The sequence below is a fragment of the Alicyclobacillus fodiniaquatilis genome (assembly GCF_042678105.1).
Lineage (GTDB): Bacteria > Bacillota > Bacilli > Alicyclobacillales > Alicyclobacillaceae > Alicyclobacillus > Alicyclobacillus fodiniaquatilis.
The window spans coordinates 114,710-140,815 of record NZ_JBHUCX010000044.1 but is presented as its reverse complement, the minus strand read 5'-3'; the positions used below and the strand labels follow the sequence as shown (position 1 = coordinate 140,815).

Genomic DNA, 26,106 nt, shown 5'->3' with positions numbered 1-26,106 from the left:
ACAAAGAGTCAAAATGACCTATTGTGACTTATGATAATCATCGCACGAATTCAACACGATGACAAGGGACATCGAACACAGAGCAGTACGTTTGTTTAATTTCCATATAACAACATTATGACTTCAGATATCAGATTCTCTTGGGGAAGTGCTTTTTAACACCATGTCTAAGCGCTGTATATGCGCCATCCCCTGTCACGCCCAGTCGCTGAGTGGCGACCAACTGATGCTGGCGGTGTGGCCGTCATTTGCGCCCATGGTTCCGACCCATACACCGTTGGGGGTGTGGTGTTCGATGTAGTGCTTGAGGATATACCGCGTGGTTTCCGTCATCTCGCGGTTGAGCGCATCGTTCCAGTGGATCCAATGCAGTGTTCCTTCGTCCGTGTTTCCGAGTGCTCGTGTGGTTACAGTGCCAAAATAGACGAATTGTTGCCGGAGTTCACTCTCCTTTTGGCGGAGGACGATGTACCGAAGCTTCAAGTCATCGATTTCACTTTCCGTCAAACCCGTCTCCTCGTATATTTCGCGAAGACCTGATGAATGAATGTCATCATGTTCGTATGACTCCACATGTCCACCGACGCCAGACCACATACCAGGTGCAAGCAACTTTTTGTTCGATCTCTGCAGTAAGAGTACGTCCTCTTCATTGGTCAAGAATACTGTGGTCATCAATCGCAGTTTGTTTGGTACGGCTTTTCCTCCAAACTTCCCTTTGTGACATCTGTCATTCGCCGACAACCAGGGCAGATGATACGCATAACATGATTGCACAGATGTCCAATGGACGCAATGAATTCATTTTTGTGGAACATGAAGGGAGACAATCATGGAGTCAAAAGCGCTCAAAATATTCCGGCGAAAGATGGCGAATCCACTGCATTGGCGCAAGGCAAACCAAATATTTCTGGCATACACCAAAACGGATTTGGCCAATCTTGAACGCACTACACAATTGATTCGGGACTTGGCGTCCGAGTTGGATGTGCCCTTGACTTCCGACGAGCAAACGCAAGCGGCCAGTTGGTTGGTCAAGCAAGGGATGGATCCGCAAAGTCGGCGGGATCGAATGACGCTTTGGAAGAAATCCAAGTAATTCTATTTTTCACCCGTTGGGGTGCTATAAGAAAGCCGGGATGTGGGCTGCCTCTCATTGGGAGGCGTCTGAATGCGGACAAGCTCAAGAAATTGTGCGCAAGCAGACGGACAAATACCGCCGCAGAGATTTTTTTCAGTTCATACGCTACATCATGTCATGGGAGATGGGGGTGTTTGGCATGTATGGAGCTTTTGGGGGATATACCCGTTGGGCAGTCGTGTTCCTGATCATTTTCGTCCTGTTCTTCCTGCTTGTACCGGGCTACGGCGGTGGATATGGCGCTGGTGCAGGTGGAGCGTACTAAGCAGCGCAATCAGATCCAGTCTGATGAATTGGGGCTACAATGCTTACTTCCCCAATTCATCAGCATTTAAAGAGCGCAAACGGTTGCATTTACAAAAATCGTGATCAAGGGAATACAAACCATTCCAACAATTGATAATATCTGATCTTGTCATGGTCGATCTCGCCAATACCATAAGCTTCAAAAAATAACGGAACCCATTTTTCGCCGTAGTTTCGGACGATGCTCTTCGCGGCAATAGCTAAATCTTGATATCTATCCGCAACACCGCTATTCCCTAGGTCAATAAATCCATTGATCTCTCCAGTGTGGATAATCACATTGGGCATACTGTAATCTCCGTGAGTAAAAACCAAATCCTCAACCATAGCGCTTTGCTCAGAAATCAAGAGATGGTAAAGTTCTTCAACAGAACTCCCTGGAAACTGGTTCATGATGCCTGCGCTATCCAATAAATTGGATTTCATGTTGTGTTCGGCAATCTGTAAACGAGTCGTCAATCTGTGGTCAAAAGGGCAGTCTTCTATATTCACCCCGTGAACCATCTTTAATCCAATGGCAAAGCGTTGAATGAGGTCTGCCACATTTTCTTGCCACACCGCATGATCAGAACAGTCAATTCCCTCTATTTCTTGTGTCAGTAAAAATTCTCGTGCGCCATCGTGGCTGTAAAACAGCACCTTTGGTACAGGTAACTTTTGCTGAAGCCACTCCAATCGCTCTTTCGCGTTGTGAAGGGGTTCATGGTGAGGGCTCGGTAGAATCTTCAAATAGTTGTTCCAGTTGGATTGACGCTTTAGCAAGTATGTACTGGCGCCTGAATAGGGTGCATCTATTGGAATCCAGTCACATTCGCCAATCATCTTGCGTAACTTTGGCGGCAGATTGTCGATATGGGAATTCATTTCGGCTCTCTCTCCTTCGTGCATGCGGCACGTAGAATGAATGAACCTTCAGCGTTCGTTCATGGACTCCACGAAGGTCACACGAGGATTGTATCATCTCGATCTCTCCGCTCTACGGTTTCATTACTCATTACTCGTTTGTCATTCGTGAAACCAGGCGGGGGTTCCTGTTTAACGGCTATTTTAGCGAAGTGAGCAAAAGGAGATGAAATCATGAATTTTCTGCAAAACTAAACCACCCTTGCCGGTGAGATGCTGCTCACCAAAGGGTGGTTTTTATTCGTAAAGAGCAACGTCAAATCATCTTCGACAAAAATGTCTGTGCGCGCTCTGACTTCGGTTGTGTAAAGAACTGCTCTGGCGGCGCGACTTCCACGAGGGTGCCTGCGTCCAAAAAGCAGACTCTGTCTGCTACCGTGCGGGCAAAACCCATTTCATGTGTGACAATGACCATCGTGATTTTGGTTTCGGCCAGTGATTGAATCACTTGCAGCACTTCCTTGACCATTTCCGGGTCAAGGGCGGATGTCGGTTCGTCAAACAACATGATTTCTGGTTCCATGGCCAGCGCCCGCGCAATGGCGACACGTTGTTTTTGACCGCCTGACAGGGTAGCGGGATAGTCGTTTGCCTTTTCTTCTAGTCCGACTTGCTTCAAAAGCGCCATCGCCTTGGACTTTGCCGTCTCTTTGTCCAGCTTTTTCACTTGTATCGGCGCGTATGTCATATTTTCCATCACAGTCATGTGTGGAAACAGATTGAAATGCTGAAAAACCATGCCAGCATTTTCCCGGATTTTCGTCACATTAGCGCCTTTGGCTGTGATATCTACGTCGTTGATGAACACATGACCTGCCGTCGGCGCTTCAAGCAGATTGAGACAGCGAAGCAACGTAGATTTTCCCGACCCGGACGGGCCAATCAAAGCGACGACTTCGCCCTTGGCAATTTCAAGCGAGATATCCTTGAGCACGGTCAGCGCGCCAAATGATTTGGAGAGATGGTCTACTTTAATCACTGCGGCGGAGCCTCCTCTCCAGACGTTGACCAATGACGGTCAGCGCCATCACCAGCACGTAGTAGATGGCGGCAATCAAGATCAATGGTTCAAAATAGCGAAATGTGTTGGACATCGTAATTTCCGCTCGGCGCAATAAGTCATTGGCAGCGATGGCCGAAACCAGCGTCGAATCCTTCAGCAATGCGATGCCTTCATTGACCAGCGCTGGTAAAATGTTTTTGACCGCTTGCGGCAAAATGATGTCTTTCATGATCTTGCTGTTCGGAATCCCAAGCGATAAGGCTGCGTCCCGCTGGCCTTTCGGCACTGCCAGAATACCCGCCCGAATCACTTCAGACACATATGCGGCAGAGTTCAGAGAGAACGCGATGACACCTGCTTGCAAGGCCGGGATGTCATACCCCGTCAACTGCGGCACAGCGAAGTAGATAAAGGTCAACTGCACCAATAACGGCGTGCCGCGAAATACGGACGTGTAAGCAACGCCAAACCAGCGCAGCGGCGCAAACTTGGAAATTTTGATGATGGATAGCAATGTTCCTAAGATAAAGCCGAATACGGTCGAGATCAAAGTAAATTCGAGCGTGACGAGCACACCGCCCAAGATAAATGGTATATCCGGCACGATGGCTCCGAAATCTAGGTTCATAAAACTAAGGACCCTTTCGTCTTAAGCGTTTTGACCACCAAACCATTTGTTCGATAACTTTTGTAACTCGCCGTCCTTTTTCAAGGTTGCAATGGCTGTGTTGAATTTCGCAGTCCACTTGGACCCTTTCGGGAAGGCGATGGCTGAACCATTTGCAGTCATACCTTTGATGGTGTTGATCTGCAATTGAGGATCACTCTTTACATAGCCTGTCGCGACGGTATTTTCAATCACCGCAGCGGTGGCGCGTCCGGTCGCGACTTCCTGAACCACGTCTGGGATGGTGTCAATGGAATCCAGTTGCACATTCGGAATGGCTTTGGCGGCTGTTTCCTGAATGGAGCCGAGTTGCGCTGCGACTTTGTCTCCTTTTAAATCATCCATCGTTTTGATGTTGACGCCTTTCTTTGTCAACACGACGTTTGTCGCCTGATAGTACACGTTAGAAAAGTCGACGCTCTTCTTGCGCTCAGGTGTTGCGGTCATACCAGCGATGACGAAGTCGGCCCGTTTGGACTGCAAAGCGCCAATGAGTGAATCAAAGTTCATGTCCTCAATTTTAATTTTGAAATGCAATTGTTTTGCAATGGCGTTAGCCACATCCACGTCAAAACCGACAATCTGATCTTGACCACCAGAGGTATCATGGTATTCATATGGTTTATAATCTGCAGAGGTCGCCATGATGAGTGTAGGCTCCGAGCTTGTACCACTTGTTGCACTACTATTTGAATTGGTCGGTGTTCCGCAACCTGCCACAGAAGTCAACACAACAACAGAAGCTGCGCATGCACCAATAGATGCCCATTTATTCATAAGAATGCTCTACTCCTTCTCAATGTCCAAACAATTTGTATAAAAAACAATATAAACGTATATATATTCAAAGGCAATGGGTGGATTTAAAATTGTAAAATTAAAATAAGCATTGATTATCTGAAAATAACTACGGGTCTTTCGTCCGTTTCTTGCGAAAGTCTCTCCATTCAGTCAAAATGATTTTTTCGGTGCTTTACAAGGACCGAAGCCTTTTGCAAAGTGCCTGCTGACAAAACATTGTAAGGTGGTTGCACAGTTGAATTATGATGTTTTCTACCCACCATCTATAAAATCAGCCTTGGAGAACGATCCGCCAGGCGCATGGATACCTGACGTGCCACAGGGTTGCATTCGCCTAAGCGCTGGTTATCCGGCGGCAGAGCTTGTGCCAACCCTACAGCTCGGCGCTTCAATTGAGGCGCTTTTGGCTGAAGAAAAAGACTTGCCGCTGCAGTATATAGGCAGTCATCGCGCAGTGATGTTGCGCGATTGGATTCGTCGCAGGTTGATGGCGCGTAACATGCCTGTCGCCGAAACCGAACTGTTGGTGACAGCAGGAGGCATTCAAGCCATCGATTTGATCGCCCGTGTGTTGCTGGACGCCACTGCCACAGTCGCCGTCGAGGCGCCTACATACATGGAAGCGCTAGAAATTTTTCAAAACTATACACGAAATATCATCACCATCCCTGTTGACGAGCGTGGCATGTGCACCGTGCAATTGGAGCAGATGCTGCAGCAGCGCGCTGAAAATGGACTGCCGCTGCCTCGCTTAGTGTATACAATTCCATCTTTTCAAAACCCAACCGGCAGCAATTTGCCACTGGAACGGCGTAGGCATTTATTGGAGCTTGCTGAAACGTTTGATTTTTTGATTTTGGAAGACGATGCGTATGGAGAACTGTCTTTCGCAAGCGATCCAGCCACGCTCAAGTCCCTTGACGGCCATGGGCGGGTCCTGTATGTCGGATCCATGTCCAAGGTGTTGGGGCCAGGACTGCGCATCGGCTGGACGGTTGCGCCAGCGGAACTGATTCAGGCCATCAACTGGTTCAAGAAGGATCTCGATCACGCCTTTGTCGAAGCGTCTATCAGCACACTGTTGACCCGGTTGGATTGGAATCAGCACCTCACCTCATTGCGAAATGCGTATCGACGCCGCCGAGATGTGATGTTGCAGGCTTTGGATCAGCACATGCCGGAAACTGTGACTTGGCATGTGCCAGACGGCGGCTATTTCATATGGTTGCAGTTGGTAGGTGTGGATACGGGGGCGCTGTTGAACGAAGCGCTGCAGGCAGGCGTCTCCTATGTGCCGGGGCAGTATTTCTTTGTGAAAAAGGAACAAGGTCGAACATTTCTCCGACTGTCATTCAGCTCTGTCGGTGAACAGGACATGGTGGAAGGGGTTCGCCGTTTGGCGGACTTGGTGCGGACGCGTACACTTGAAAAAAAGGGAGTATGATTCCATGAATTTCGCAGAACAGCTAGATAAATATGCAAAACTGGCGGTGAAGCTAGGCGTCAATCTGCAACGAGGGCAACTGCTCATCGTCCGCAGTTCTATTGATGCGGCGCCACTGGTGCGCCTGATTGCCAAACACGCTTATCAAATCGGCGCAAAGCGGGTGCATGTGGACTGGAGTGACGCTGAGACAGGAAAGATGACCCTACAGTATGCGCCGGGTGAGACGCTGCAATCGTTTCCGCAGTGGATCGCCGATGGATACGAGGAGATGGCCCGGAGTGGCGCTGCTGTTTTAAACATTCTGGCGCCGCATCCTGGTCTGCTTGCTGACGTGGATGCCGAGCGCGTTGCCACAGAGGCCAAAGCGCGGCGTACAGGGCTCAAAGCGTTCAACGAGTATGTGAGCGCCTCGCGCATCAGTTGGTCCATTGTCGCCTATGCCAACGATGCCTGGGCGCAAAAGCTGTTTCCAGGCTTAGATGTGAATGCAGCTGTGGAAAAACTGTGGGAACACATCTTCTATATCACGCGGGTAGATCAGGCGGATCCCATTGCAGCTTGGAAAAAGCACACGGACACTTTGGCGCAAAAACTGATTTATCTCAATCAAATGCAATTTAGGCAACTGCACTACCGGGCGCCTGGGACAGATTTGACTGTGGAACTGCCAGATAAGCATCTGTGGCTCGGCGGCGGAAGCAAGACGCCAGGCGGCACCGTCTTTATGCCAAACATCCCGACCGAAGAAGTGTTTACCTTGCCGCGTAAAGATGGCGTCAATGGGGTTGTGAAAAGCACCAAACCGCTCAGCTACGCGGGTCAAGTCATCGATGATTTTTCCATGACCTTTGTCGATGGTCGGGTCACCAATGTGGAAGCGAAACAGGGATTGGAGACACTTCAGAAGTTGCTGGAAACAGACGAGGGCGCACGCTACCTTGGTGAAGTGGCTTTGGTGCCGCATGATTCGCCAATTTCGCAACTTGGATTGGTATTTGATGAGACGCTGATTGACGAAAATGCGTCGAATCACTTGGCGCTTGGCCAAGCGTACCCCATCTGTATTCAAGATGGTGAGCAAATGAGCGAGGATGAACTCATCTCACACGGTGTGAATATGAGTCTGACACATGTTGACTTTATGATTGGTTCGGAAGCGATGGACATTGATGCTCAGACCAGCGATGGTACGTGGATCCCACTGTTTCGCAATGGGAATTGGGCATAGGCAACCGTCTCATTCGATAAAAAAACAAGCGACCACGTGATCCGCTCACGTAGTCGCTTGTTTTTTCTATGACATATTTCATGATTTTTTCGCAGTTCGCAGCGCGACGTTCGGGATGAGCCAGTGAATCAACAAGCCCGCCAAAGTCGCGTAAGCAATCCCGTTATTGCTGTATCCAACACCGATGATGAAAATGACGGCAACGATGACCAAGTTCTTCATATTGGTAAGATCGACTTTTTCCTCAATCATATGGCGAATGCCCATTGCAGCGATCATCCCGTACAAAAGAATGCCGATGCCGCCCACGACTGCTGTGGGGATGGACTGAATTAACCCGCCAAACTTGCCTAACAAACCGAGGATGATGGCAATGACGGCCGCCCCTTGGATGATTCTGCTGGAGAATTGGCGGGTCATGGCGATGACACCTAAATTTTCCGCATAGGTTGTCTCAGCCGGGCCACCAATCAAGGCCGAAATCAGGGTAGCTAATCCATTGCCAAGCAAAATGGTTGAAAAGCCAGGGTCCTTCGTTACGTCCTTTCCGGTAATTTCGTTCAAGACAAACATATGCCCCAAATCTTCTACCATAGTGACCAATGCGATAGGCGCCATGGCGAGAATGACCTGCCAACTGAAGACGGGCGTATGAAAGTGGGGCAATTGAATCCACGCGGTGGAGCTCATGCCGCTGAAACTGACTAGGCCGCGGATGAGGGCGTAGAGATAACCAACCACAATCCCGATGAGAATGGGGATGATGCGCATCTGCTTAAAGCCAGCCAGTGCAGATAAAATGGCTGCCAAGAGGCTGACGATGGCCACATCCCAATGTGTCGAGGCTTCCGACGAGACTGCGGTTTGGGCCAAAGACAATCCGATGATGGCGACAACAGGGCCAACGACGACGGGCGGGATGGCTTTGCGTACTCTTTGGAAGCCAATGCTGGTGATGATGAGGGAGAGAATGCCGTAGACAATAGAAACGCTGATAAGTCCGGTTACAGCTTGTCCAGGTGCGTGGTCCTTGGTGACAAATAAGGTGAGTGGTGCGATGAATGCGAATGATGAACCGAGATATGTAGGGACTTTACCACGGGTGATCAGGTGAAAAATAAGTGTGCCAACACCGCTGGCAACCAGTGTTGCGCCGGGATTGAGCCCGGTTAAAATCGGAACGAGGATGGTCGCCCCAAACATGGCAAATACGTGTTGGATGGATAGGGGAAGACCCCTTAAAAACGACTTCACGAAGTGCCGTCCTCCTTAAAATGATTGAGATTCGTTCCATAGTATAGACGCGAAGTGACCGACTGGCGAGTAAAATTTTTAGTGGGCGCCGATTTCTTGGATAGCATGCCAGTTCATCGTCAGCGGTATGCTATCATATTCCACATGAACATTCTATCCGTGGAAAATCTATCGAAGACATATGGCGAGAAAAATCTGCTGACACATGTTTCGTTTGGCATTGACGATGGGGATCGAATTGGGTTGATTGGCGTCAATGGTGCCGGCAAATCCACACTGATGAAGATGATTGCCGGTCTCGAATGGCCGGATGCGGGAAATATCACATTGAATGGAGGCACAACGGTTCATTACTTGCCGCAGGAGCCTGTGTTTCAACCTGGCGCGACGGTGTTAAGCCAAATCTTTTACGGCGACACCCCCGTGATGAAAGCGTTGCGTGCGTATGAAGCGATTTTGAACCGCTTGGCACAGCAACCAGACAGCGGCGCACTGCAAGCGGAATTGCTTCGCCTTCAAGCGCAATTGGAAGCGCTGGATGCGTGGCAGTTGGAGCACGAAGCCAAAGGCATCTTGACACGGCTTGGCATCACCGACTTCAATGCTGTGGCCGACACATTGTCTGGCGGTCAGCGCAAGCGGATTGCTTTGGCCCGCGCGTTGATACAACTAGCCGATTTGCTGATTCTGGACGAGCCGACCAACCACATTGACGACGAGAGCGCGCTTTGGTTGGAGACCTATCTGCAAAAACGCAAGGGTGCGCTGTTCATGGTCACGCATGATCGCTATTTCTTGGAACGCGTGGTCAACCGCATTTTTGAGCTCGATCACGGCCGTCTGTACAGCTACCCCGGCAATTATCAGGCGTTTCTCGAAGGAAAGTTGGCGCGAGAGGATGCTGAGCGCGCCTCGGAGAACAAGCGGCAAAACTTCTTGCGCAACGAACTGGAATGGATTCAAAAGGGGCCGCGCGCTCGTGGCACGAAACAGAAAGCGCGGACGGAACGCTACTATGACATTCTGGAACAAGGGCCAACTGGCGGTGGCGCGCAGCTGGAATTGTCTTCAGTCAAATCGCGGCTTGGCAATCAGATTATCGAATTGGAGAATGTGTCCAAGGCGTATGGCGAGCGGACCGTGATCCGGGACTTCAGCTATATCGTATTGCGCGCGGATCGGATTGGCATCGTCGGGCCGAACGGCATGGGCAAATCCACTTTGCTAAAGCTGATGGCGGGCCGCCTGCAGCCGGACAGCGGCGCGGTCACGATTGGATCGACCGTGAAAATCGGCTATTTTTCGCAGGAACACGAGGCGTTAGATCCTGACAAACGGGTCATCGACTATATTCGCGATGAGGCGGCGTATGTAGAAACGGCGGATGGCGAGATGATCACTGCGGCACAGATGCTGGAGCGATTTTTGTTCCCGGGTTCACTGCAGTGGACCCCGATTGGCAAGTTGTCAGGCGGAGAAAAGCGCCGATTGGCGCTGTTGCACACGCTGATGACCGCGCCGAACGTGCTTTTGCTCGATGAGCCGACCAATGATCTCGACATTCCGACATTGTCCGTGCTCGAATCGTATCTCGACAGTTTCCCTGGTGTGGTCATTGCGGTATCGCACGACCGTTATTTTTTGGACCGGGTGGCCGATAAACTGTTTGTCTTTACCGCAGGAGAGATAGAGGAGAAGTCCGGCAGTTTTTCTGACTACTTAAAAGCGCGTGCGGCGATAGACGACAAAGCGCGCTCTGATGAAGAGGCGCCGGATAAACGGACGACGCATACACACAAAAGGGAAGTACTGAAGTTTACGTATAAAGAACAGAAGGAATACGAAACCATTGATGACAAAATCGCAGAGGCAGAGCAGGCGCTGGCCGAAGTGAATCGACAGATGGAGAACGCGGCTGATGACTACGGAAAATTACAGGACTTGTACGCCGAACAACAGGCGCTCGAAACAAAGCTTGAAGCGCTGATGGAAAGATGGACGTATCTGAATGAACGCGCGGAGGAAATTGAGCGAAGCCGCCAGTCGTAACACGGCGGCTTCGCTGAACGGATATCTGGATTTGCCGGGATATTTTTTGCATCAGAACAGTTGACAATTGGTCGATCACGGCATAAAGTATAGAAAAATTCGAAATATGAGTGCTTTGATGGAGAGAGTACGCGACTGGTTCAGCTTAGAGAGTCGGCGGTGGGTGCGAGCCGAACTGACAGGTCTGCCGAAGTTCACTCCGGAGCTGCCAGGGGAACGCCGCAAGTGTGGTCAGTAGTCTCGGCCGGCAACTTGTCATCGGGTTGTCGTTATCACAACGAAGGTAAGTGGCACATGCCATTTATTAGGGTGGTACCGCGAGTGATCTCGTCCCTAGAGGGGCGGGCTTTTTTGCGTTTAGGAGACTTTTTGTACAGCAACAACGGTTGGGCACTTTTTTGTAGCTGTAAGACATATTGGTAACTGGATGAAAAATAGTCGAATGGCTTAGATGGAGAGAGTACACAGCGATGTGCAGGTGCAGAGAGCCGGTGGTTGGTGCAAACCGGACTGCCGCGCTGTGGAAGTTCACTCCGGAGCCGCCAGGTGAACACCGTACTGGTCAGTAGCCTCGGCCGGGAAACAGTTGTTTCTCGTTATGGCAACGAAGATGGAAAGCGACTGAGCTTTCTATTAGGGTGGTACCGCGAGCGATCTCGTCCCTATGGGGCGAGGTCTCTTTTTTATTTGTTGTTGCAAAACCAGTGGTGATACAGCCATCAAAGCGCATGGACAACGCAGTACTCAAAATCGCGAATGGTTTTAGGCCAAGGAGGAATTGAACGTGCAAGAGGAATGGACGACAGGCATTCACACGTATCGGTCAGAGATTGACGGTATCGATCAACAGATGATCGACTATCTTGCCAAGCGGTTCGAGGCGGCGAAACATATCGCCGAGTTGAAAAAGCGGTGTGAGCAGCCGGTCGTACAGGCGGATCGAGCCAAGGAAGTGGAGCGCCGCTATGTGAAGCGGGGGACGGAGCATCAATTGGGCGCGAACTTCATGTCGCGTCTCTATCAACTCATACATGAGGAGACTTGTCGCATTGAAGCGGAGATCATCAAAGATGAGGTCCGAGAGGGGCACTCTCGGACTGTCGCTCCATAATCGTGTCGGGGACATGTGAAAATCCATCAGCTTGAATCGCTAGAAGTTTTTTTCACAAGTCCCCTAGATAATGATGTGTTTATTGGGCGCCTGTGTCGCTCGTGGAGTCAGAACTGGTGTTCAGATCCGCTGGCGGTGTGAATGGCGTGCTGTCATCATAGGTATAGTTCATGCTCATGGTCTCGTGCAACCCGATGCTGTCGATGTCGCTTGCCAGCGAAGAATCTGTTCCACCAGCGGGAATCGGCAGTGAGCTGATGGGTAAATTCATATCCATCGTCAACTGTTCACTGGTTACGACATTCTGGCCGTTGACAGGTTGTACGGTAATTTGCATGCTACCTTTCAGTTGTTTGAGAACGGTTGAGAGGATGGAAGCCATCTCACTGCTCGAAACACCGGATGTGTCAGCGCCGCTTGCCGACGCAGTGCTGGTCACGGTCTCCAACAGAGGTGCCAAAAGCTTTGTGAGACTGCTGGTGTCGAGTGTCGCCGTATATGTGTAACCATCGCCGCTTTGTGAGGATTGAATTTGGCGAAGCGCGGAGAAGCCCATGTTTTGACCAGGCATTTGCGATTCCAAACTTTGTATCAATTGTTCATCGGCGGTTTCCTCAGTCCAGCCGTTGCCCTCGTTCATCCAAAGTTTGCTGCCTTGGAGATACTCCTGGATGGTCTGTGGCACTGCGCTTGCACTGTCATCTCCTGAACCAGACACGCCGGTCAGATCAGCAGGCAGATTCATCGTTATGCTCGTATAGGCTGCTTTCTCGCCATCCACTGTTCCAGTTTTCACTTGAATGTTCGTGCTGATGTCTATGTTCGTAGGCTGACCACTGAAGGTCGGATCCGACTTGCCTTTACTGGTCAAGTTTAATTGGATGTCTTCCGTTTCACTGCCAGTCATTTGCGACTGCGGGGCAGCCTGGGTGTTGCTGAATGCATTTACCAGCGTTTGGATATCTGGCGTGACGAGATTCCACGCCTTTCCAGATGCGGTGCTGGTGATGTTCAATTGTTTCAGAATGGACGTGAGAGATTCAGCGTCGACATACGCCGTCTTGCCGTGTGACGCTGGATCCTTCGCCGTGACGGTGGCGATGGTCGCGATTTGCACGCCGTTGAGAAAAACTGCTACATTGCCGCTGCCGGATGTGCTGCTGGTTGTGGGCGTTGGCAGATTTGTCGAAGTGAGATTCCACGCGTGGCCATTCCACTTGCTTTGAATGCCAGCTTTCTTCAGGGCCTGTATCACATACCAAACAGGCATATAAGTGCCGCCGTTTTTCGTCAATGTGTATGGCTGGGAGATGGTGTCGTTGTTCAATGCGATGCTGCCAAGTGCCGCTTTGTTCGGCGCTGCCATCGCCATGGGGACAGCACTTCCCAGTACAACCAGACTTGCGGCGACTCCACTGATCCATTGCTTCATCAATTCTCGTCCTCCTCGTTCTTTTTCGCAAAACCTTCAAAGAAACGGTATGGCTATTTTCAAGCGTACCATAAATTGCACAGCTTGGAAGGATAAACTTCGGGGTGGTTGCGGAGAATCTCTCCTTCGCTATCAAGTTCGACAACCGCTTTCCTTTTGTCGCAAAGCATGCTTGCATGAAGGTGACAGAACAAGTATGGTTATTTTGTACCTTTTGATATAGTACAAATATAACAACGATTGTGAGGTGTTAGCATGTGGTTGCGCATCAACCCACGGTCCGCGACACCTGTTTATCAGCAGATGATTGATGGCGTGCGGGAAGGGGTCGCCAAAGGGATTCTAAAAGCGGGGGACAGGCTGCCTACAGTGCGTGAGATGGCCACTTTGCAAGGCGTCAATCACAACACCGTTGCCAAAGCGTACCGGGAGCTTGAACGAGATAAAGTGATAGAGACATTGCGGAGCAAAGGCACGTTTATTGCCACAACAGACGCGGTGCCCAATCGGCAGGAGAAGCTTGAAAACATGAAATTGCGGATCAACCAACTGATTGTCGAGGCACATCATGTCCAGATTCCACCAGAGCGCTTGAAGCAGATGTTCACAGAGGCAGTGGATATGTGGATGAGAGAAATGGAGGAGAACCAAGCGTGAATGATGTGATAGAAACCAGAGGGCTTGCCAAGTCGTTTGGGCGCGTACATGCCGTAGTGGATGCCAATCTGATAGTGCCAAGCGGCAGTATTTACGGTTTGGTTGGCGCCAACGGCGCGGGCAAGAGTACACTGTTGCGCCTTGTAGTCGGACGATTTCAACCATCCTCTGGCGAAGTTTATGTCCTAGGCGAGAATTTATCAGCTATCTCCCCAAAATTGTTGTACGAACGCCTCCACTATATTGCGGGTGATATCGGTGCTTACCCAGATTTGCGTGTGGCGGAAATGCTAAATGTAGCGCGTCTGATGTATCGCAAGTGGGATAAGACACGCGAGGCACAGTTATTGGAGGCGTTTTCGCTGCCCACAAAACAACGGATTCGCCATTTGTCCAAAGGCAAGCAAATGCAGCTGCGCTTCGTCATCGGTCTGTCTGCTCGTCCAGAGATTTTGGTGCTGGATGAAGCGACCAATGGACTAGATCCTGTCGTCAAACAGCAATTGCTTCATCTGGTGCTTGAAGCGGCAGCAGCGGATGAAATGACCGTGCTGTTTGCAACCCAACAGTTGGAAGAGATTGAACGCATGGCCGATCACGTTGCAGTGATGGCAAACGGTCGGATTATCAGCGCCCAAACGTTAGACAGTTTGCAGGAACGTATACACGAGGTGTGCTGTGTACTTGACCGTCCAGTATCTGCACAGTTGCTACAACATCCGAATGTGCTCCGCATATGGCGGCAGGGAACATATTTGTCTTTGGTTGTGGATGGGGACGTGGATGTTTGGAAACACAGGTTGACCTCTGTGAACGCGGAGTATATCGACGTCCATTCACTCGACTTATACGAGTTGTTCCATATTATGATGGAAGAGGAGGGGTATAGGCGTGATCGAGTCCATTTTTCCTAAAGCGCTTGTGCGTAAAGAAGTGTACCTGCATCGTTGGTATGCGTTATCCGTTTTTTTGCTGATCATTCCGACGCTGGTGAAATTGCCGTGGGCGCAAACCATTGTTTCGGTTAAGTCGGGGGTGACTTCCCCAATGCCGTGGCGTCTGCAAGCGGTTCAGGCGCTACAGCAGTTTGTGGATGGCGGTGCGACTGGCAGCGTTGGCATTTGGGCAGCTTTTGTGGTGATGGGGTATGCGGTCATGCTGATGTACAGTGAACGCCAGCGAGGATCTCTCTGGTACGCGCTGACAACGCCGGTGTCCCGGCAGCAAATTTTACGTGTAAAGTGGTGTTTTGGTTTCCTTACGTTGATTGGGGTATTTGGCTTGAGCGGGCTGTATCTCTTTATTTTAAACAGCGTTATTCACGCTCATATTGCAAGTGTGGTGATATTGACATGGAGTGTTACACAGGTGGTTGTCGAAACGGGCATCTTTACCTTAACTATGCTCATCGCCATTCTAGTCAGCAATCCTGTGTTTGCGTTAGGGATTGGATATTTGCTCGAAAAGTTGCCGGGGATGGTCGAATGGGTGTTGCCGGATGCCTATTATCGTTTGATCTTTCGTATGCCGTACAACTGGATTTTTCTTAACTGGCAAGCGTGTATTACCCCTTGGTCGTTTGTCGGGCGTCGTGTGGATGACATTCAGGGGTGGCTGGATCTCAGTTGGTTTCTGTTGTTGATTGTTCTGTGCTATGCCGCGGCACAACGCCTTTTCCGGCAGATGCAGGCTGAACGCGCATTCGCGTTGTTTTCTCTGCCAGGCATGCGGCGATGGGGCATCGGCATCCTTGTTGCAATCAGTGGTTTAATGGTGGTTGACGTCCTTTTTCATCAAGTGCCTAAATCGCTTAAAATCCTGATTTTTCTATTGTTTGTGGTATGCGCTTGGCGTTGGCTGGTGACACAATTTGATGGTGCCGCGCGAAAGGCGCAGCGTAGAGCCCAATAATTTAGACGTCTGGTGGCTTGAAATGCTAAAATTGCCATAGCAACAATGAACTGCCCACGTGCAAGCAAATTGGGTTTTCAGTACTGGATACCATCATTTTAGGACAGGGAGTGTTTGCAGATGGCAAAGACGTTTATGCAAATGGTTGCAAAGGCGCGGGAAAACGTACCGGCTGTATCTTCGCAGGAAGCGCGGGCCAAGATTGACGCCAATCCGAATACATTGGTCATTGACGTGCAGGATGCGGCTGATGCGGGGGCATGTGGCCTGATTCCCAGCAGTGTAAACATCTCACTTGGCATGTTGCCGATTCGCGCGGATTTGGAATTGCCGGAACACCTGCGCGACGCCCGCTTGGCTGACAGAAACCGACCCGTTATCATCACCTGCGGCGCTGGCGGACAAGCTGCACTTGGCGCTTACATACTGAAGCAAATGGGCTTTACAGATGTGGCGTTTATCGATGGTGGTACAGCTGCATGGAAAGAAGCCGGCTTTCAGGTGGAATCGCTTTGATTTGAGGGCAGAAGGGGGTGAAAGCCCCCTTTTGAACTTGCTGATTCACAAAACTTTCACGCTTCTGGCGGACGCGCGCTGCTGCAATGGCATGGAATCGTTCATACTTTAGAAGTGAGCGTTTTCAACGCTTCATCAGATAACTTGGTTTACTGGAGGCGACTTGATGAAAAAACGGTTTTGGCGCGCGAAAGTAGAACCGACGAAGCATGAGCCCCCATTAGAAGTGCGAGAAAATGCGCCTGTGGCGCAAGTCAAGGAACGCGGACGGATGAGCTGGATGGACAAAATGATAGCGGAACAACAGGAGAAGGGCGCCTTTGATCAGCTTGAAGGACGAGGCAAACCGTTGAATATCCGCCTGGATGATCCACCTGAAGCCGTTCTGAACGGTATCCTCAAGAATGCAGATGCCCGCCCTGCTTGGGTCGACTTGCAACACGAGATCCGCAACCAGATTGCCGCTTTGTTGAAACGGCAGCCACGCATCGCCGACGAGGCGATGGAAGAAGCCATCCAAGAAATCAATCAGAAAATCAAGCGTTACAACGTGATGGTTCCGACGCCCTTGTTGCAAAAAGGGTTGGTCAATCGCGAACATCTATCAGACATGCTCAGCAAATGGAGCTAACGTTTGAGGGTGGTGTCCTACTGTCAGTGTATGCGTTTGCGGATGTCACCCTCCCTCTTTTCACCGTATTTTGCACACCATCGGCTCTCGTGGTTGTCCTCCGAATTGCACAGTGATGATATTGTGCAATGCCTGATGTCCACATGCTCGCACCTCCGAGATTTATCGTGTATAAACTGATGATGATATAATGAAAAAGTGAGCGCATCATGCCAATCACCAGTGCAGGTGGGGAGAATTTTGGCGATAGATGACCCTCAGTTCAATCGCTTTTGTGCACAGTTCGCATACAGCGATTTTTTGCAATACAATTTATTGTCTACTAAAATACGTGTGGCTTTGTTGTCAAGGGGAGCGTCATCATGGAATGGATTGAGGTTGTGGATGAATTTCCGCAAAGTGCAGATGCGATGGTTTTATGTGTTGGCCAATTTGACGGGATGCACATCGGCCATCAAGGACTGCTTGACATAGCTAAACAATACATAACGGACGAAATATTGACCGTTCTCCGTTTTTCGCAACAAATGGACAGGCCAGTTCAAGGAGGCGAAGCTACGCAATCTTTGCTGACGCCTCGCGCCGAACAGGAACGGCTTTTCAACCAGTTTGGCGTCAACCGCCTTTATGAAGTAAGCGATGTTGGCGCCTGCACAAAACAGTCAGCCGCTGCCTTATTCGCGGAGCAGTTGACGCGATTGAACATCAAGCGCCTAGTGGTGAGTGAAGGAACATCTTTTGCACATGACGTAGACATAACTGTGCAAACGCTGGTGGACTTATGCGCAAAGCTGGATGTGCCCATCACGGTTGTGCCCCAGGCAAAAGTGAATGGCCGTTTGGTGACAAGCGCATGCATTCGCGAACATCTGCAAGCGGGAAGGGTAGAAGCTGCGCAAGCACTGCTTGGGCGCCCATATCAAATCACAGGGACAATTGTCCATGGCGCCGCGCTGGGGCGACAACTAGGTTTCCCAACGGCAAATTTTGACGATGTTGATGAGTATGTGATGGTGGCGCCAGGGATCTATGTCTCGCTGGTCGAGATCCATGGCGTGAATGGCCAAAAGAGCGAGTATTGGTATGCATTGACAAATGCAGGTTATCGACCGACGGTCAATGGACAATCTTATTTAATTGAAGCTTATTTGCTCGATTTCACAGGCGATCTCTATGACAAACGACTTTCTGTCTCGTTTTTGCATCGCCTGCGTGATGAGATCAAGTTTGTTGGTTTGGATCCGCTCATTGAGCAGATGCACAAGGACACAGCGATGGCCAAAGCCCGATTGGGCATAGAGGGCCACGCATGAAGCATCTCGCCTACCAGAACGCCAGCCAATCAGGAAATCACAGACAGCGCGGATTCGCGCACAAGCTATGTAACTAAGGGTATGCCAAGGAGGTGTTCGGATGGCGAACGGGCAGAATCGCAAAGATATTCGGCCGGGTCTGGAAGTGGATATTGTGCTCAAACAGGATCAAAGAACTGGCAAGACCACCAGGGGCATTGTCAAAGATATTTTGACCAAATCTCCAACGCATCCACATGGGATCAAGGTGCGCCTTGAAGATGGGCAGGTTGGGCGCGTACAGCACATCGTGGGATAAAGGGGTCATGCGGTACCTTCGGTGAGCACCATACGCGTTGCCCGGTTGACTGGACTTTTCATGATTCTGCTGGTGCGGGGACGCATCGTGCATGGTGGTCTATGGTGCTTGTTGTATTCACAGAATCGTGAGCCAAAGTGGGACTGGAAAAATTAAGTCGTGAGACAGAGTGTCATTCATGTTAAACTTCATTGATGTACGTATGATGTGACAATGAATGACGATGATTTCCAGAATACGCCAACGTATTCTTTGAAGATGAACACAATGAACAATTGAGGGAGCACATCAAATATGATTCGTGTAAAAGATGTTTCGGTTTCTTTCGGGAGCCGTATTTTATTTGAAGGTGTCAATTTAAGTTTCGATCAAGGCAATCGCTATGGGTTGATTGGCGCAAACGGCGCAGGGAAGTCGACCTTTATGAAGATTTTAGTGGGCGATTTTGAAGCGACGACGGGTACGGTCACCATTGCGCCAGATTTGCGGGTTGGCGTTCTGCGTCAAGATCACTACCAATACGACGATTTTACCGTGCTGGATACGGTGTTGATGGGGCATCCAGAGCTCTGGAAAGTGATGAAGGAGCGGGAGCGGCTGTATGCATTGCCGGAAATGACCGAGGAAGAAGGCATGCTGGTCGGTGAACTGGAGAGCACGTTTGCCGACATGGATGGATATTCTGCGGAGTATTTCGCGGCAGAACTGCTTGAGGGACTCGGTATTCCAGTTGAGAAACACAATGACTTGATGAGTTCGATGATCGGCGGCTTCAAGTTGCGTGTATTGCTTGCACAAGTGCTGTTTGGTCGACCGGATATTCTCTTGTTGGACGAGCCGACCAACCACTTGGATCTCGATACCATTCGTTGGTTGGAGAATTTCTTGCTCGCGCACAAAGGCACGATGGTCATCATTTCACATGACAGGCATTTTCTCAACACGGTCTGTACGCACATGGTGGATGTGGATTATAAACAGATTACGATGTTCACTGGCAACTACGATTATTTCGTGGCAGCGAGCACACTGGCGCGTGAACAGCTTTTGGCTGACAATGCGCGTAATATGGACAAAATCGCGGAACTCAAAGAATTCGTCGCGCGGTTCTCAGCAAATAAGAGCAAGGCGAAACAGGCGACCAGCCGCCAAAAGCAAATTGACAAAATCGAAATTCAAGAGGTGCGTCCATCATCGCGCGTCGCACCGTACATCAAATTCACTACACAGCAAAAACTTGGCCAGCAAGTGGTTTCGCTCGATGGCATCAATAAGTCATTCGATGACTTGCACGTGTTAAAAGATGTCCGGCTTGATATCACAGGTGGCGACAAAGTCGCTGTCATCGGCGTAAATGGCATTGGGAAAACGACATTGCTCAATGTGATGTTGGGAGAACTGACGCCAGATGCGGGCACGGTCACGTGGGGCAAATCCGCTCAGCCCAGCTATTTTGCGCAGGATCACAACGAGGTGATTCCGAAGAACACCACCGTTTACGAATGGTTGCGCAGTTTCGACGAACAGGCAGACGAACAGACCATTCGCAGCATTCTCGGCCGCATGCTCTTTTCGAAGAATGAGGTGCACAAATCCACCGAAGTGCTTTCTGGTGGGGAAACAGCGCGTTTGATGCTGGCTAAGATGCTTTTGTTGCAAGGAAACGTGTTGATCTTGGACGAACCGACCAACCACTTGGATTTGGAGTCGATTGACGCGTTGACAACCGCGCTTTCAGAGTTTGAAGGATCGGTTATCTTTGTCTCACATGCGCGTCAACTGGTGACGGATGTGGCCAATCGCATCGTTGAATTGACTCCGACGGGCGTCGTCGACTTTGTTGGATCTTATGATGAATATCTCGCAAAGCGGGATGCTTTGGTGAATGTTTAAATTGTTTTGCGATGCGGGCAACTCCGGTATACAAATTGAGAATGGCGTGCCGCTTGGTACGTCATTCTCAATTTGTATAGAATTAAATTGACTGATAATTAGAAGGTAGATTGAAACTTTATAGATTATATGATGATTTCATGGCTTGGTATATCGGAGAGCGGTCTATAAGCAATGTGTAGGCGCTGACGACAAGCGACTGTATGATTCGCACAATGAAGAATAAACAAACAGTTTGATTGCAATCATCACGGGTATTGTGGAAGGATGCGTATCGCCATTGGTCAATCAGGGAACTGAATTTGATTTTTTTAATAGGATGGATTTGACTCAAGTCTTCAAAGCCCTGCGTGTCGGACTGTGGGACATCAATTTTACATCACACGAATGTTTCCTGAATCAAGTGGCTGTTGACATTCTTGGCTTGGATACACATGAATGCCCAATTTCGTGTGATAAAATCCTTCAAACCATCTGTCCAGAGGATAGATCGATTGTCCGAAATTTTATTGCTCATGGTCAGAATGAGCGAATCGGCTTGGAGTTTCGTGTGATTGGATCCGATGGCTCTAGGCGGATGGTGCGCATACAGGAAACAGAGGGCAGCATCGAAACATGTGATCACATCACTGGCATCATTCAGGACATCACAGAACAGAAACAAGCAGAAGTGCAAATGCGTTTCGTTTTGGATGCGACCAAAGATGGAATGATTGTGGTCGATGACCGGGGGAAGATTGTCAAATGGAACGCATCTGCACAAAAAATCTTTGGTTATATGGCCGACGAATGCATTGGTGACGAGTTATCTCTCATTATTCCTGAGCGGTTTCGCGCGGCACATTTTCAGGGATTCAAGCATTATCTTGAAGTTGGCGAACCTAAGCTGATTGGCAACACAGTGGAATTGGTTGGACTGCGCAAAGATGGAACGGAAATTCCAATTGAACTCTCCTTGTCGACGACGGATGAGGGGATAGGGAGCTATTTTATTGGCATCATCCGCGACATCAGCAAACGGAAACGAATGCATCAAAAGTTGCAGCGGAGCCAGGAACAATACCGCCAGCTCATCGATAATTTGCTTGATGTGATCGGCATATTGGACGATGGAAAATGGGTTTTTATCAACCCTGCAGGCGTTCGTTTTTTCGGGGCGAAATCAGAAGCCGAAATTGTCGGCCGCCGCTATGACCATTTCTTGCATCCAGATCATCATGAAGAGTGGCTAAATCGAACCAAGGATATGCGCGCCGGAAAGCAAGTTGGCGTCGTTGAACAAAAATGGATACAAGTGAATGGGGATATCGTGCATGCAGAGGTGACAGGGATTCCGTTTGGGGAAACTGGCGTGCAAATGATTATGCATGATGTCACTGAGCGAAAGGCGTCGGAGGAGTTGATCATCCAGTCGGAAAAGCTGTCCGCAGTTGGTCAGCTTGCGGCTGGTGTGGCGCATGAAATTCGCAATCCACTGACTGCGCTCAAGGGATTTTTGCAGTTGCTGCAGGTGGAATCAAGAGAAAATGTTAAAGAATATTGTGATATTATGCAAAATGAACTCAATCGCATTGAGATGATTTTAAGTGAGTTGTTGGTTTTGGCCAAACCACAAGGGATGAATTTTGAGCCGAGAAAAATCAATGTGATTCTCAAAGATGTCATTGCGCTCCTAGAAACGCAGGCTATTTTGAATAACGTCACCATCATTCAACGCTTCGATATGCCTGTTCCTGTTGTATTGTGCGAGGAAAGTCGACTCAAGCAAGTTTTCGTCAATATCATAAAAAATGCAATTGAGGCGATGCAAAACGGAGGCGAGCTGGAGATCAGGCTGGAAGTGCGTCAAGACAACGTATGTATTCAATTTGTGGACGAGGGAGAAGGCATCCCAAAGGAGCAAATTTCAAAACTCGGGAATCCTTTTTACACCACCAAGTCACAGGGGACTGGCCTAGGGCTGATGTTGAGCAAGCGGATCATTGAGGATCACAATGGACAGATACATATCACAAGCGAGATCGGCAAAGGCACCTGCGTCAGCATTGTGTTACCGCTCGCCTAGAGGTTGAGGAAAAAGCCGCAGAGTGGAACCGTCGGCGGATAGACAAGCGCCAAAGTGCTGTTTATCCGCCGGATGAGTGTGTTTGTGCATTTATGGCTGTGCTTGGCCGCTGTCTTCAGTGTCGATGAGATGTACGGGCACCCAACCGCGCACGCTGTTGATCAGCCAAATTTGCTCTGCGCGATGGAGATCATCACGAACGAGAATGCGCTCCTGGATCACATTGTTCGCGATGAGTTCCGCGCGAAGTGTGCCAGCCAACAGTCCGCAAGCACGCGGGGGTGTCCATAAAGCGCCATCCATTTTGATCACGATGTTGCCAATGGTGAATTCAGTGATTTCACCCGCTGGATTCCAAAGTAACACATCGAAAACACCTGGATGATCCTGACGATGGACGGCGTAAATGTCGCGGTGGGTGGTTTTGTGATAAAAAAACCGGTTCGCTGGATCCATCGGACGCTGGGCCAATGTGACAGGTTGTGACGCATGCGTCGCTAAGGTAAGGGGTGCGTGCTCGATTTCCACTTTTCCGTCCGCTGCAACCAGCAGTCGCACACGATAACGTTCGCCTGCGGCAAATGCGTGCGCATATGTCTCTAGGGTGGAACGAAGCGTGGCGAGATCAAGCGGGATGGCAAAGTATTGAGCTGATTCGACCAGACGGGCTAAATGACGCTCGAGCAGGACGTAAGCGCCTTGTTCGTAGCGGATGGTTTCTAGGAGCTGGAATGGGTCTATCGGTTCGGTTAACACGCGGGTTTTTGTATATGCCTCCTGGTATTCGATGTCAGCGACCGAATCCCAGGTGATGCCGCCGCCAGTTCCGTACGTGGCCATGTGCATCTTTTGGTCGATCTCGACTGTGCGAATGGCGACATTAAAGGTCGCGTCGCCATTCGGCTGAAGGTAACCAACGGTGCCGCAGTACACGCCCCTTGAGTGGGTTTCCAGCGCTTTAATAAGCTTCATTGTCGACACTTTTGGCGCGCCGGTGACAGAGCCGCAGGGGAAGAGGGCGGTCAATATGGCAGTCAAATTGGCGTCTTGGCGCAACTTGGCTGTGATGGTCGATGTCAGTTGGAAAACGGTCGGATACGGCTCCACTTTGAACAGTTCAGTGACGTGGACCGAGCCGATTTCAGCGATGCGGCCGAGGTCATTGCGCAATAAGTCGACAATCATCACATTTTCAGCCTGGTCTTTCTCCGAATGGCGCAGACTTTCCATTTGAGCCTCATCCTCTGCCGGCCAGCGCCCGCGGTGCGTGGTGCCTTTCATCGGGGAGGTCGTGATGTTGCCGTCATCAATTCGGAAAAACAGCTCAGGTGAAACGGACAGGATTTTGTGCTGACCCATATTCAGATAAGCGGCATATTTGGCCTGCTGCGCGCTTTTTAAGGTTTCATAGAACGCATATGCATCGCCTTCAAATGGAGCGCGCATGCGCATGGTGTAATTGACCTGATAAGTTTCACCGCGTTCAATTGCCTTGTGAATGCGGTCGATCTGCGCTTTGTACATCTCTTTGCTTACCGTTGGCGCCCAATCTCCGATGTGATACGCGCCAAGAGATGCGGGTTGCTGCACAGGTTCAGGTTTTTCATAGATGCCGAACCACAAAAGTGGACCATGTTCTGTGTGGCATGGTCGCACGACCATCGCCGGATCAAATGCTGGCGCTGCTTCATAGGAGAGGAAGCCAGCTGCGTAAAAGCCTTGTTCGATATATGATTCAATTTGGCGAATACAAGGGCGCACTTTATCGAGCGCATACGCCGCGATGATGTCAACGGGATGGGTGAATTGCATTCCTTGCTCGTATTCGGCGTCGGCAAAATTAAAAATCAATATTGGGTTGCATGCGCTTTGTTGCATAGAATTGGGTCACCTATTTCGTGGAATATGATGTACCATTGGGTGCACGTCTCATTTTAGCTGATTTGAATTCATTTTTGTTACGTGCGGGACGCTTTTCGTCTGTCTTTTCGCGACGATTTAGGCATAGACTGCTGTGGTGGCGCGTGCTTAAATTGACTGGATGAAGATTGTAATGACGTTAGAACAAGATGAAGTGAAATTCGTGCGTTCAGCAGCAAGAAATAGATGTACAATAGTCTACGTGTCTCAATGCGTTGGGTTTTACAATATCTTCCGACCCAGTCATTGAATAAAGTGAAAAGAAGGCGTCATAACTTGATAAGGTTCAGATACATGGAGAATTGGCAGAAGAACTTACTGATTTTGTGGATCGGTTCACTTGTCACATCTGCAAGCTATTCGATGGTCATTCCTTTTTTACCGCTGTTTCTTCTTCAAATTGGTGTTAAGCATCACACTGAGATGTGGTCAGGGCTTTTGTTCAGCGCTGCGTTTCTGGCTGGGGCGGTCGCCTCACCGTTTTGGGGGGCGGTTGCTGACAAGTACGGGCGCAAGCCGATGATTATTCGCGCGGGCATTGCCCTTGGACTCATTTATTTTTTAACCGCGTTTGTGACCAATCCGTATGAACTCCTTATCTTGCGCGTGATGCAAGGTCTCTTATCAGGATATATCCCAGGCGCCATCGCGTTGGTTGGCACGAGTACTCCCGAGAATAAAATTGGATATGCTTTGGCGATGATATCCACCGCCACATCATCGGGCGGCATCATCGGTCCGCTTTTGGGGGGCGGCATCTCTAAATTGCTGGACAACCGAATGGCTTTTGGCAGTGCAGGCGTTTTGGTGTTTTTATCTACGTTGCTGGTTATATTTTTCGTGAAAGAAGAAGGATTTGTCCCCAGCAAGGGAAAAAGCACAGTATTTGGCGCCATAGGTGTGGCTGCGCAAAACCGCACTTTCATGTTTGTCATGCTGTTGACGATTCTCACCTCTTTTTCGGTGATGACCATCGAACCCGTTTTGCCGCTTTATATCGTGCAGATTGGCGGATCGGTCAACAATGCGTCTTTGTTGGCGGGGATTGTCTTCTCACTTGCGGGCATCGCCAGTGTGCTGTTTGCGCCGCAATGGGGGAAACTATCTAGTAAAGTCGGTTTTCGCTATGTTTTAATGATTGGATTATTGGGCGGTGGACTTGGCAACCTGGCCCAAATTCTATTCCACAACATTTGGGGATTTTCGATTGTGCGTTTTATGTTTGGGGCCTTTTTCTGCGCGGTGTTCCCTGCTTTAAATGGATTGGTGGTCCGCTCTACGCAGAGCGATTTCCGCGGTCGCGCTTTTAGTTTAAATCAAACTGCGAATCAGTTGGGCACCATGTTCGGCCCGATTGTGGGCGGCGCCGTTGGCGGCGCGTACACCATTCACAGCGTCTTTTGGGTGACGGGTCTCTTGCTTTTACTGACCATGGGCTTCACGTATTGGGTAGATAAGATCTCGCCTTTGGAGAAGTCAGTTGCCGAGGAATGATTGGACTTTTGGCGGTCGGGTTCGTTTTGTCTGCGTCGCTGTTATATACTGAATGTTGTCTATGTG

General features: G+C 49.8%; 24 protein-coding genes and 2 other annotated features. Of the genes, 16 read left to right on the top strand and 8 right to left on the bottom strand.

Annotated features, from left to right (window positions below):
* Positions 1–195: 195 nt before the first annotated feature.
* A complete protein-coding gene (locus ACFSB2_RS16115; protein ID WP_377944115.1) occupies positions 196–675 on the bottom strand; it encodes an NUDIX domain-containing protein in 480 nt (159 codons plus the stop codon).
* 157 nt (positions 676–832) lie between these two features.
* Here ACFSB2_RS16115 and ACFSB2_RS16110 point away from each other — a divergent pair, with 157 nt between their 5' ends.
* Positions 833–1,099: a hypothetical protein gene (locus ACFSB2_RS16110; protein ID WP_377944114.1), complete on the top strand. Its 267-nt coding sequence runs from the start codon at positions 833–835 to the stop codon at positions 1,097–1,099.
* Between the two features lie 181 nt (positions 1,100–1,280).
* Positions 1,281–1,406 carry a hypothetical protein gene (locus tag ACFSB2_RS16105; RefSeq protein ID WP_377944113.1) on the top strand — a complete coding sequence of 42 codons (126 nt, stop codon included), beginning with the start codon at positions 1,281–1,283 and terminating at the stop codon, positions 1,404–1,406.
* Between the two features lie 104 nt (positions 1,407–1,510).
* Here ACFSB2_RS16105 and ACFSB2_RS16100 read toward each other — a convergent pair whose 3' ends face one another.
* The 4 genes from ACFSB2_RS16100 to ACFSB2_RS16085 all read right to left on the bottom strand — a co-directional run bounded on the left by ACFSB2_RS16100 (position 1,511) and on the right by ACFSB2_RS16085 (position 4,797).
* The gene (locus tag ACFSB2_RS16100) at positions 1,511–2,311 is read right to left on the bottom strand and encodes an APH(3') family aminoglycoside O-phosphotransferase (RefSeq protein ID WP_377944173.1); all 801 of its coding nucleotides are present in this window, start codon (positions 2,309–2,311) and stop codon (positions 1,511–1,513) included.
* 295 nt (positions 2,312–2,606) lie between these two features.
* On the bottom strand, positions 2,607–3,329 hold the full coding sequence (locus tag ACFSB2_RS16095) for an amino acid ABC transporter ATP-binding protein (RefSeq protein WP_377944112.1): 723 nt from the start codon (positions 3,327–3,329) through the stop codon (positions 2,607–2,609).
* On the bottom strand, positions 3,322–3,981 hold the full coding sequence (locus ACFSB2_RS16090) for an amino acid ABC transporter permease (protein ID WP_377944111.1): 660 nt from the start codon (positions 3,979–3,981) through the stop codon (positions 3,322–3,324). Before ACFSB2_RS16090 ends, ACFSB2_RS16095 begins: the two co-directional genes overlap by 8 nt.
* A 21-nt stretch (positions 3,982–4,002) precedes the next feature.
* The gene (locus ACFSB2_RS16085; RefSeq protein ID WP_377944110.1) at positions 4,003–4,797 is read right to left on the bottom strand and encodes a transporter substrate-binding domain-containing protein; all 795 of its coding nucleotides are present in this window, start codon (positions 4,795–4,797) and stop codon (positions 4,003–4,005) included.
* A 259-nt stretch (positions 4,798–5,056) separates the two neighbouring features.
* On the opposite strand from ACFSB2_RS16085, the gene ACFSB2_RS16080 reads away from it, so the two are divergent.
* Together ACFSB2_RS16080 and ACFSB2_RS16075 are read left to right on the top strand one after the other, a co-directional pair.
* Positions 5,057–6,265 (top strand): aminotransferase-like domain-containing protein, encoded by a 1,209-nt coding sequence (locus ACFSB2_RS16080; protein WP_377944109.1) that lies wholly within the window; start codon positions 5,057–5,059, stop codon positions 6,263–6,265.
* 4 nt (positions 6,266–6,269) lie between these two features.
* The gene (locus tag ACFSB2_RS16075) at positions 6,270–7,496 is read left to right on the top strand and encodes an aminopeptidase (RefSeq protein WP_377944108.1); all 1,227 of its coding nucleotides are present in this window, start codon (positions 6,270–6,272) and stop codon (positions 7,494–7,496) included.
* A gap of 78 nt (positions 7,497–7,574) precedes the next feature.
* Here ACFSB2_RS16075 and ACFSB2_RS16070 read toward each other — a convergent pair whose 3' ends face one another.
* Complete coding sequence (locus tag ACFSB2_RS16070; RefSeq protein WP_377944107.1) at positions 7,575–8,750, bottom strand: solute carrier family 23 protein; 1,176 nt, start codon at positions 8,748–8,750, stop codon at positions 7,575–7,577.
* Between the two features lie 144 nt (positions 8,751–8,894).
* Between ACFSB2_RS16070 and ACFSB2_RS16065 the strand changes: the two genes are divergently transcribed.
* Positions 8,895–10,799 carry an ABC-F family ATP-binding cassette domain-containing protein gene (locus ACFSB2_RS16065; protein WP_377944172.1) on the top strand — a complete coding sequence of 635 codons (1,905 nt, stop codon included), beginning with the start codon at positions 8,895–8,897 and terminating at the stop codon, positions 10,797–10,799.
* 106 nt (positions 10,800–10,905) lie between these two features.
* Positions 10,906–11,137: a binding site (T-box leader), on the top strand.
* A gap of 101 nt (positions 11,138–11,238) precedes the next feature.
* Positions 11,239–11,466: a binding site (T-box leader), on the top strand.
* Positions 11,467–11,583: 117 nt separating this feature from the next.
* Positions 11,584–11,910, top strand: coding sequence for a chorismate mutase (locus ACFSB2_RS16060; RefSeq protein ID WP_377944106.1), 327 nt, complete (start codon positions 11,584–11,586; stop codon positions 11,908–11,910).
* Between the two features lie 79 nt (positions 11,911–11,989).
* Here ACFSB2_RS16060 and ACFSB2_RS16055 read toward each other — a convergent pair whose 3' ends face one another.
* Positions 11,990–13,342: a hypothetical protein gene (locus ACFSB2_RS16055; RefSeq protein ID WP_377944105.1), complete on the bottom strand. Its 1,353-nt coding sequence runs from the start codon at positions 13,340–13,342 to the stop codon at positions 11,990–11,992.
* A gap of 255 nt (positions 13,343–13,597) precedes the next feature.
* Here ACFSB2_RS16055 and ACFSB2_RS16050 point away from each other — a divergent pair, with 255 nt between their 5' ends.
* The 9 genes from ACFSB2_RS16050 to ACFSB2_RS16010 all read left to right on the top strand — a co-directional run bounded on the left by ACFSB2_RS16050 (position 13,598) and on the right by ACFSB2_RS16010 (position 22,626).
* Positions 13,598–13,999, top strand: coding sequence for a GntR family transcriptional regulator (locus ACFSB2_RS16050; RefSeq protein WP_377944104.1), 402 nt, complete (start codon positions 13,598–13,600; stop codon positions 13,997–13,999).
* Positions 13,996–14,913 carry an ABC transporter ATP-binding protein gene (locus tag ACFSB2_RS16045; RefSeq protein WP_377944103.1) on the top strand — a complete coding sequence of 306 codons (918 nt, stop codon included), beginning with the start codon at positions 13,996–13,998 and terminating at the stop codon, positions 14,911–14,913. The genes ACFSB2_RS16050 and ACFSB2_RS16045 overlap by 4 nt, the downstream gene beginning before the upstream one ends.
* Complete coding sequence (locus tag ACFSB2_RS16040; protein ID WP_377944102.1) at positions 14,891–15,910, top strand: ABC-2 transporter permease; 1,020 nt, start codon at positions 14,891–14,893, stop codon at positions 15,908–15,910. The genes ACFSB2_RS16045 and ACFSB2_RS16040 overlap by 23 nt, the downstream gene beginning before the upstream one ends.
* 120 nt (positions 15,911–16,030) lie before the next feature.
* Complete coding sequence (locus ACFSB2_RS16035; protein WP_377944101.1) at positions 16,031–16,426, top strand: rhodanese-like domain-containing protein; 396 nt, start codon at positions 16,031–16,033, stop codon at positions 16,424–16,426.
* 166 nt (positions 16,427–16,592) lie between these two features.
* A complete protein-coding gene (locus ACFSB2_RS16030) occupies positions 16,593–17,057 on the top strand; it encodes a DnaJ family domain-containing protein (protein ID WP_377944100.1) in 465 nt (154 codons plus the stop codon).
* A 362-nt stretch (positions 17,058–17,419) separates the two neighbouring features.
* Complete coding sequence (gene ribF / locus ACFSB2_RS16025; RefSeq protein WP_377944099.1) at positions 17,420–18,370, top strand: riboflavin biosynthesis protein RibF; 951 nt, start codon at positions 17,420–17,422, stop codon at positions 18,368–18,370.
* A gap of 100 nt (positions 18,371–18,470) precedes the next feature.
* Entirely contained in the window at positions 18,471–18,668 is a 198-nt protein-coding gene (locus ACFSB2_RS16020) for a YwbE family protein (RefSeq protein WP_377944098.1), read from the top strand.
* A 294-nt stretch (positions 18,669–18,962) separates the two neighbouring features.
* The gene (locus ACFSB2_RS16015) at positions 18,963–20,561 is read left to right on the top strand and encodes an ABC-F family ATPase (protein ID WP_377944097.1); all 1,599 of its coding nucleotides are present in this window, start codon (positions 18,963–18,965) and stop codon (positions 20,559–20,561) included.
* 280 nt (positions 20,562–20,841) lie between these two features.
* The gene (locus tag ACFSB2_RS16010; protein WP_377944096.1) at positions 20,842–22,626 is read left to right on the top strand and encodes a PAS domain S-box protein; all 1,785 of its coding nucleotides are present in this window, start codon (positions 20,842–20,844) and stop codon (positions 22,624–22,626) included.
* Between the two features lie 90 nt (positions 22,627–22,716).
* Here ACFSB2_RS16010 and pabB read toward each other — a convergent pair whose 3' ends face one another.
* Positions 22,717–24,504 carry an aminodeoxychorismate synthase component I gene (pabB, locus tag ACFSB2_RS16005; protein WP_377944095.1) on the bottom strand — a complete coding sequence of 596 codons (1,788 nt, stop codon included), beginning with the start codon at positions 24,502–24,504 and terminating at the stop codon, positions 22,717–22,719.
* A gap of 336 nt (positions 24,505–24,840) precedes the next feature.
* Between pabB and ACFSB2_RS16000 the strand changes: the two genes are divergently transcribed.
* Complete coding sequence (locus tag ACFSB2_RS16000; protein ID WP_377944171.1) at positions 24,841–26,040, top strand: MFS transporter; 1,200 nt, start codon at positions 24,841–24,843, stop codon at positions 26,038–26,040.
* Positions 26,041–26,106: the final 66 nt, after the last annotated feature.

Coding starts and splice junctions, on each gene's coding strand:
- ACFSB2_RS16100 (WP_377944173.1), bottom strand. CDS start 2,311: ATGAATTCCCATATCGACAATCTGCCGCCAAAGTTACGCAAGATGATT.
- ACFSB2_RS16020 (WP_377944098.1), top strand. CDS start 18,471: ATGGCGAACGGGCAGAATCGCAAAGATATTCGGCCGGGTCTGGAAGTG.
- ACFSB2_RS16055 (WP_377944105.1), bottom strand. CDS start 13,342: ATGAAGCAATGGATCAGTGGAGTCGCCGCAAGTCTGGTTGTACTGGGA.
- pabB (WP_377944095.1), bottom strand. CDS start 24,504: ATGCAACAAAGCGCATGCAACCCAATATTGATTTTTAATTTTGCCGAC.
- ACFSB2_RS16065 (WP_377944172.1), top strand. CDS start 8,895: ATGAACATTCTATCCGTGGAAAATCTATCGAAGACATATGGCGAGAAA.
- ACFSB2_RS16110 (WP_377944114.1), top strand. CDS start 833: ATGGAGTCAAAAGCGCTCAAAATATTCCGGCGAAAGATGGCGAATCCA.
- ACFSB2_RS16085 (WP_377944110.1), bottom strand. CDS start 4,797: ATGAATAAATGGGCATCTATTGGTGCATGCGCAGCTTCTGTTGTTGTG.
- ACFSB2_RS16050 (WP_377944104.1), top strand. CDS start 13,598: ATGTGGTTGCGCATCAACCCACGGTCCGCGACACCTGTTTATCAGCAG.
- ACFSB2_RS16115 (WP_377944115.1), bottom strand. CDS start 675: ATGACCACAGTATTCTTGACCAATGAAGAGGACGTACTCTTACTGCAG.
- ribF (WP_377944099.1), top strand. CDS start 17,420: ATGGAATGGATTGAGGTTGTGGATGAATTTCCGCAAAGTGCAGATGCG.
- ACFSB2_RS16035 (WP_377944101.1), top strand. CDS start 16,031: ATGGCAAAGACGTTTATGCAAATGGTTGCAAAGGCGCGGGAAAACGTA.
- ACFSB2_RS16105 (WP_377944113.1), top strand. CDS start 1,281: ATGTATGGAGCTTTTGGGGGATATACCCGTTGGGCAGTCGTGTTCCTG.
- ACFSB2_RS16030 (WP_377944100.1), top strand. CDS start 16,593: ATGAAAAAACGGTTTTGGCGCGCGAAAGTAGAACCGACGAAGCATGAG.
- ACFSB2_RS16015 (WP_377944097.1), top strand. CDS start 18,963: ATGATTCGTGTAAAAGATGTTTCGGTTTCTTTCGGGAGCCGTATTTTA.
- ACFSB2_RS16075 (WP_377944108.1), top strand. CDS start 6,270: ATGAATTTCGCAGAACAGCTAGATAAATATGCAAAACTGGCGGTGAAG.
- ACFSB2_RS16090 (WP_377944111.1), bottom strand. CDS start 3,981: ATGAACCTAGATTTCGGAGCCATCGTGCCGGATATACCATTTATCTTG.
- ACFSB2_RS16000 (WP_377944171.1), top strand. CDS start 24,841: ATGGAGAATTGGCAGAAGAACTTACTGATTTTGTGGATCGGTTCACTT.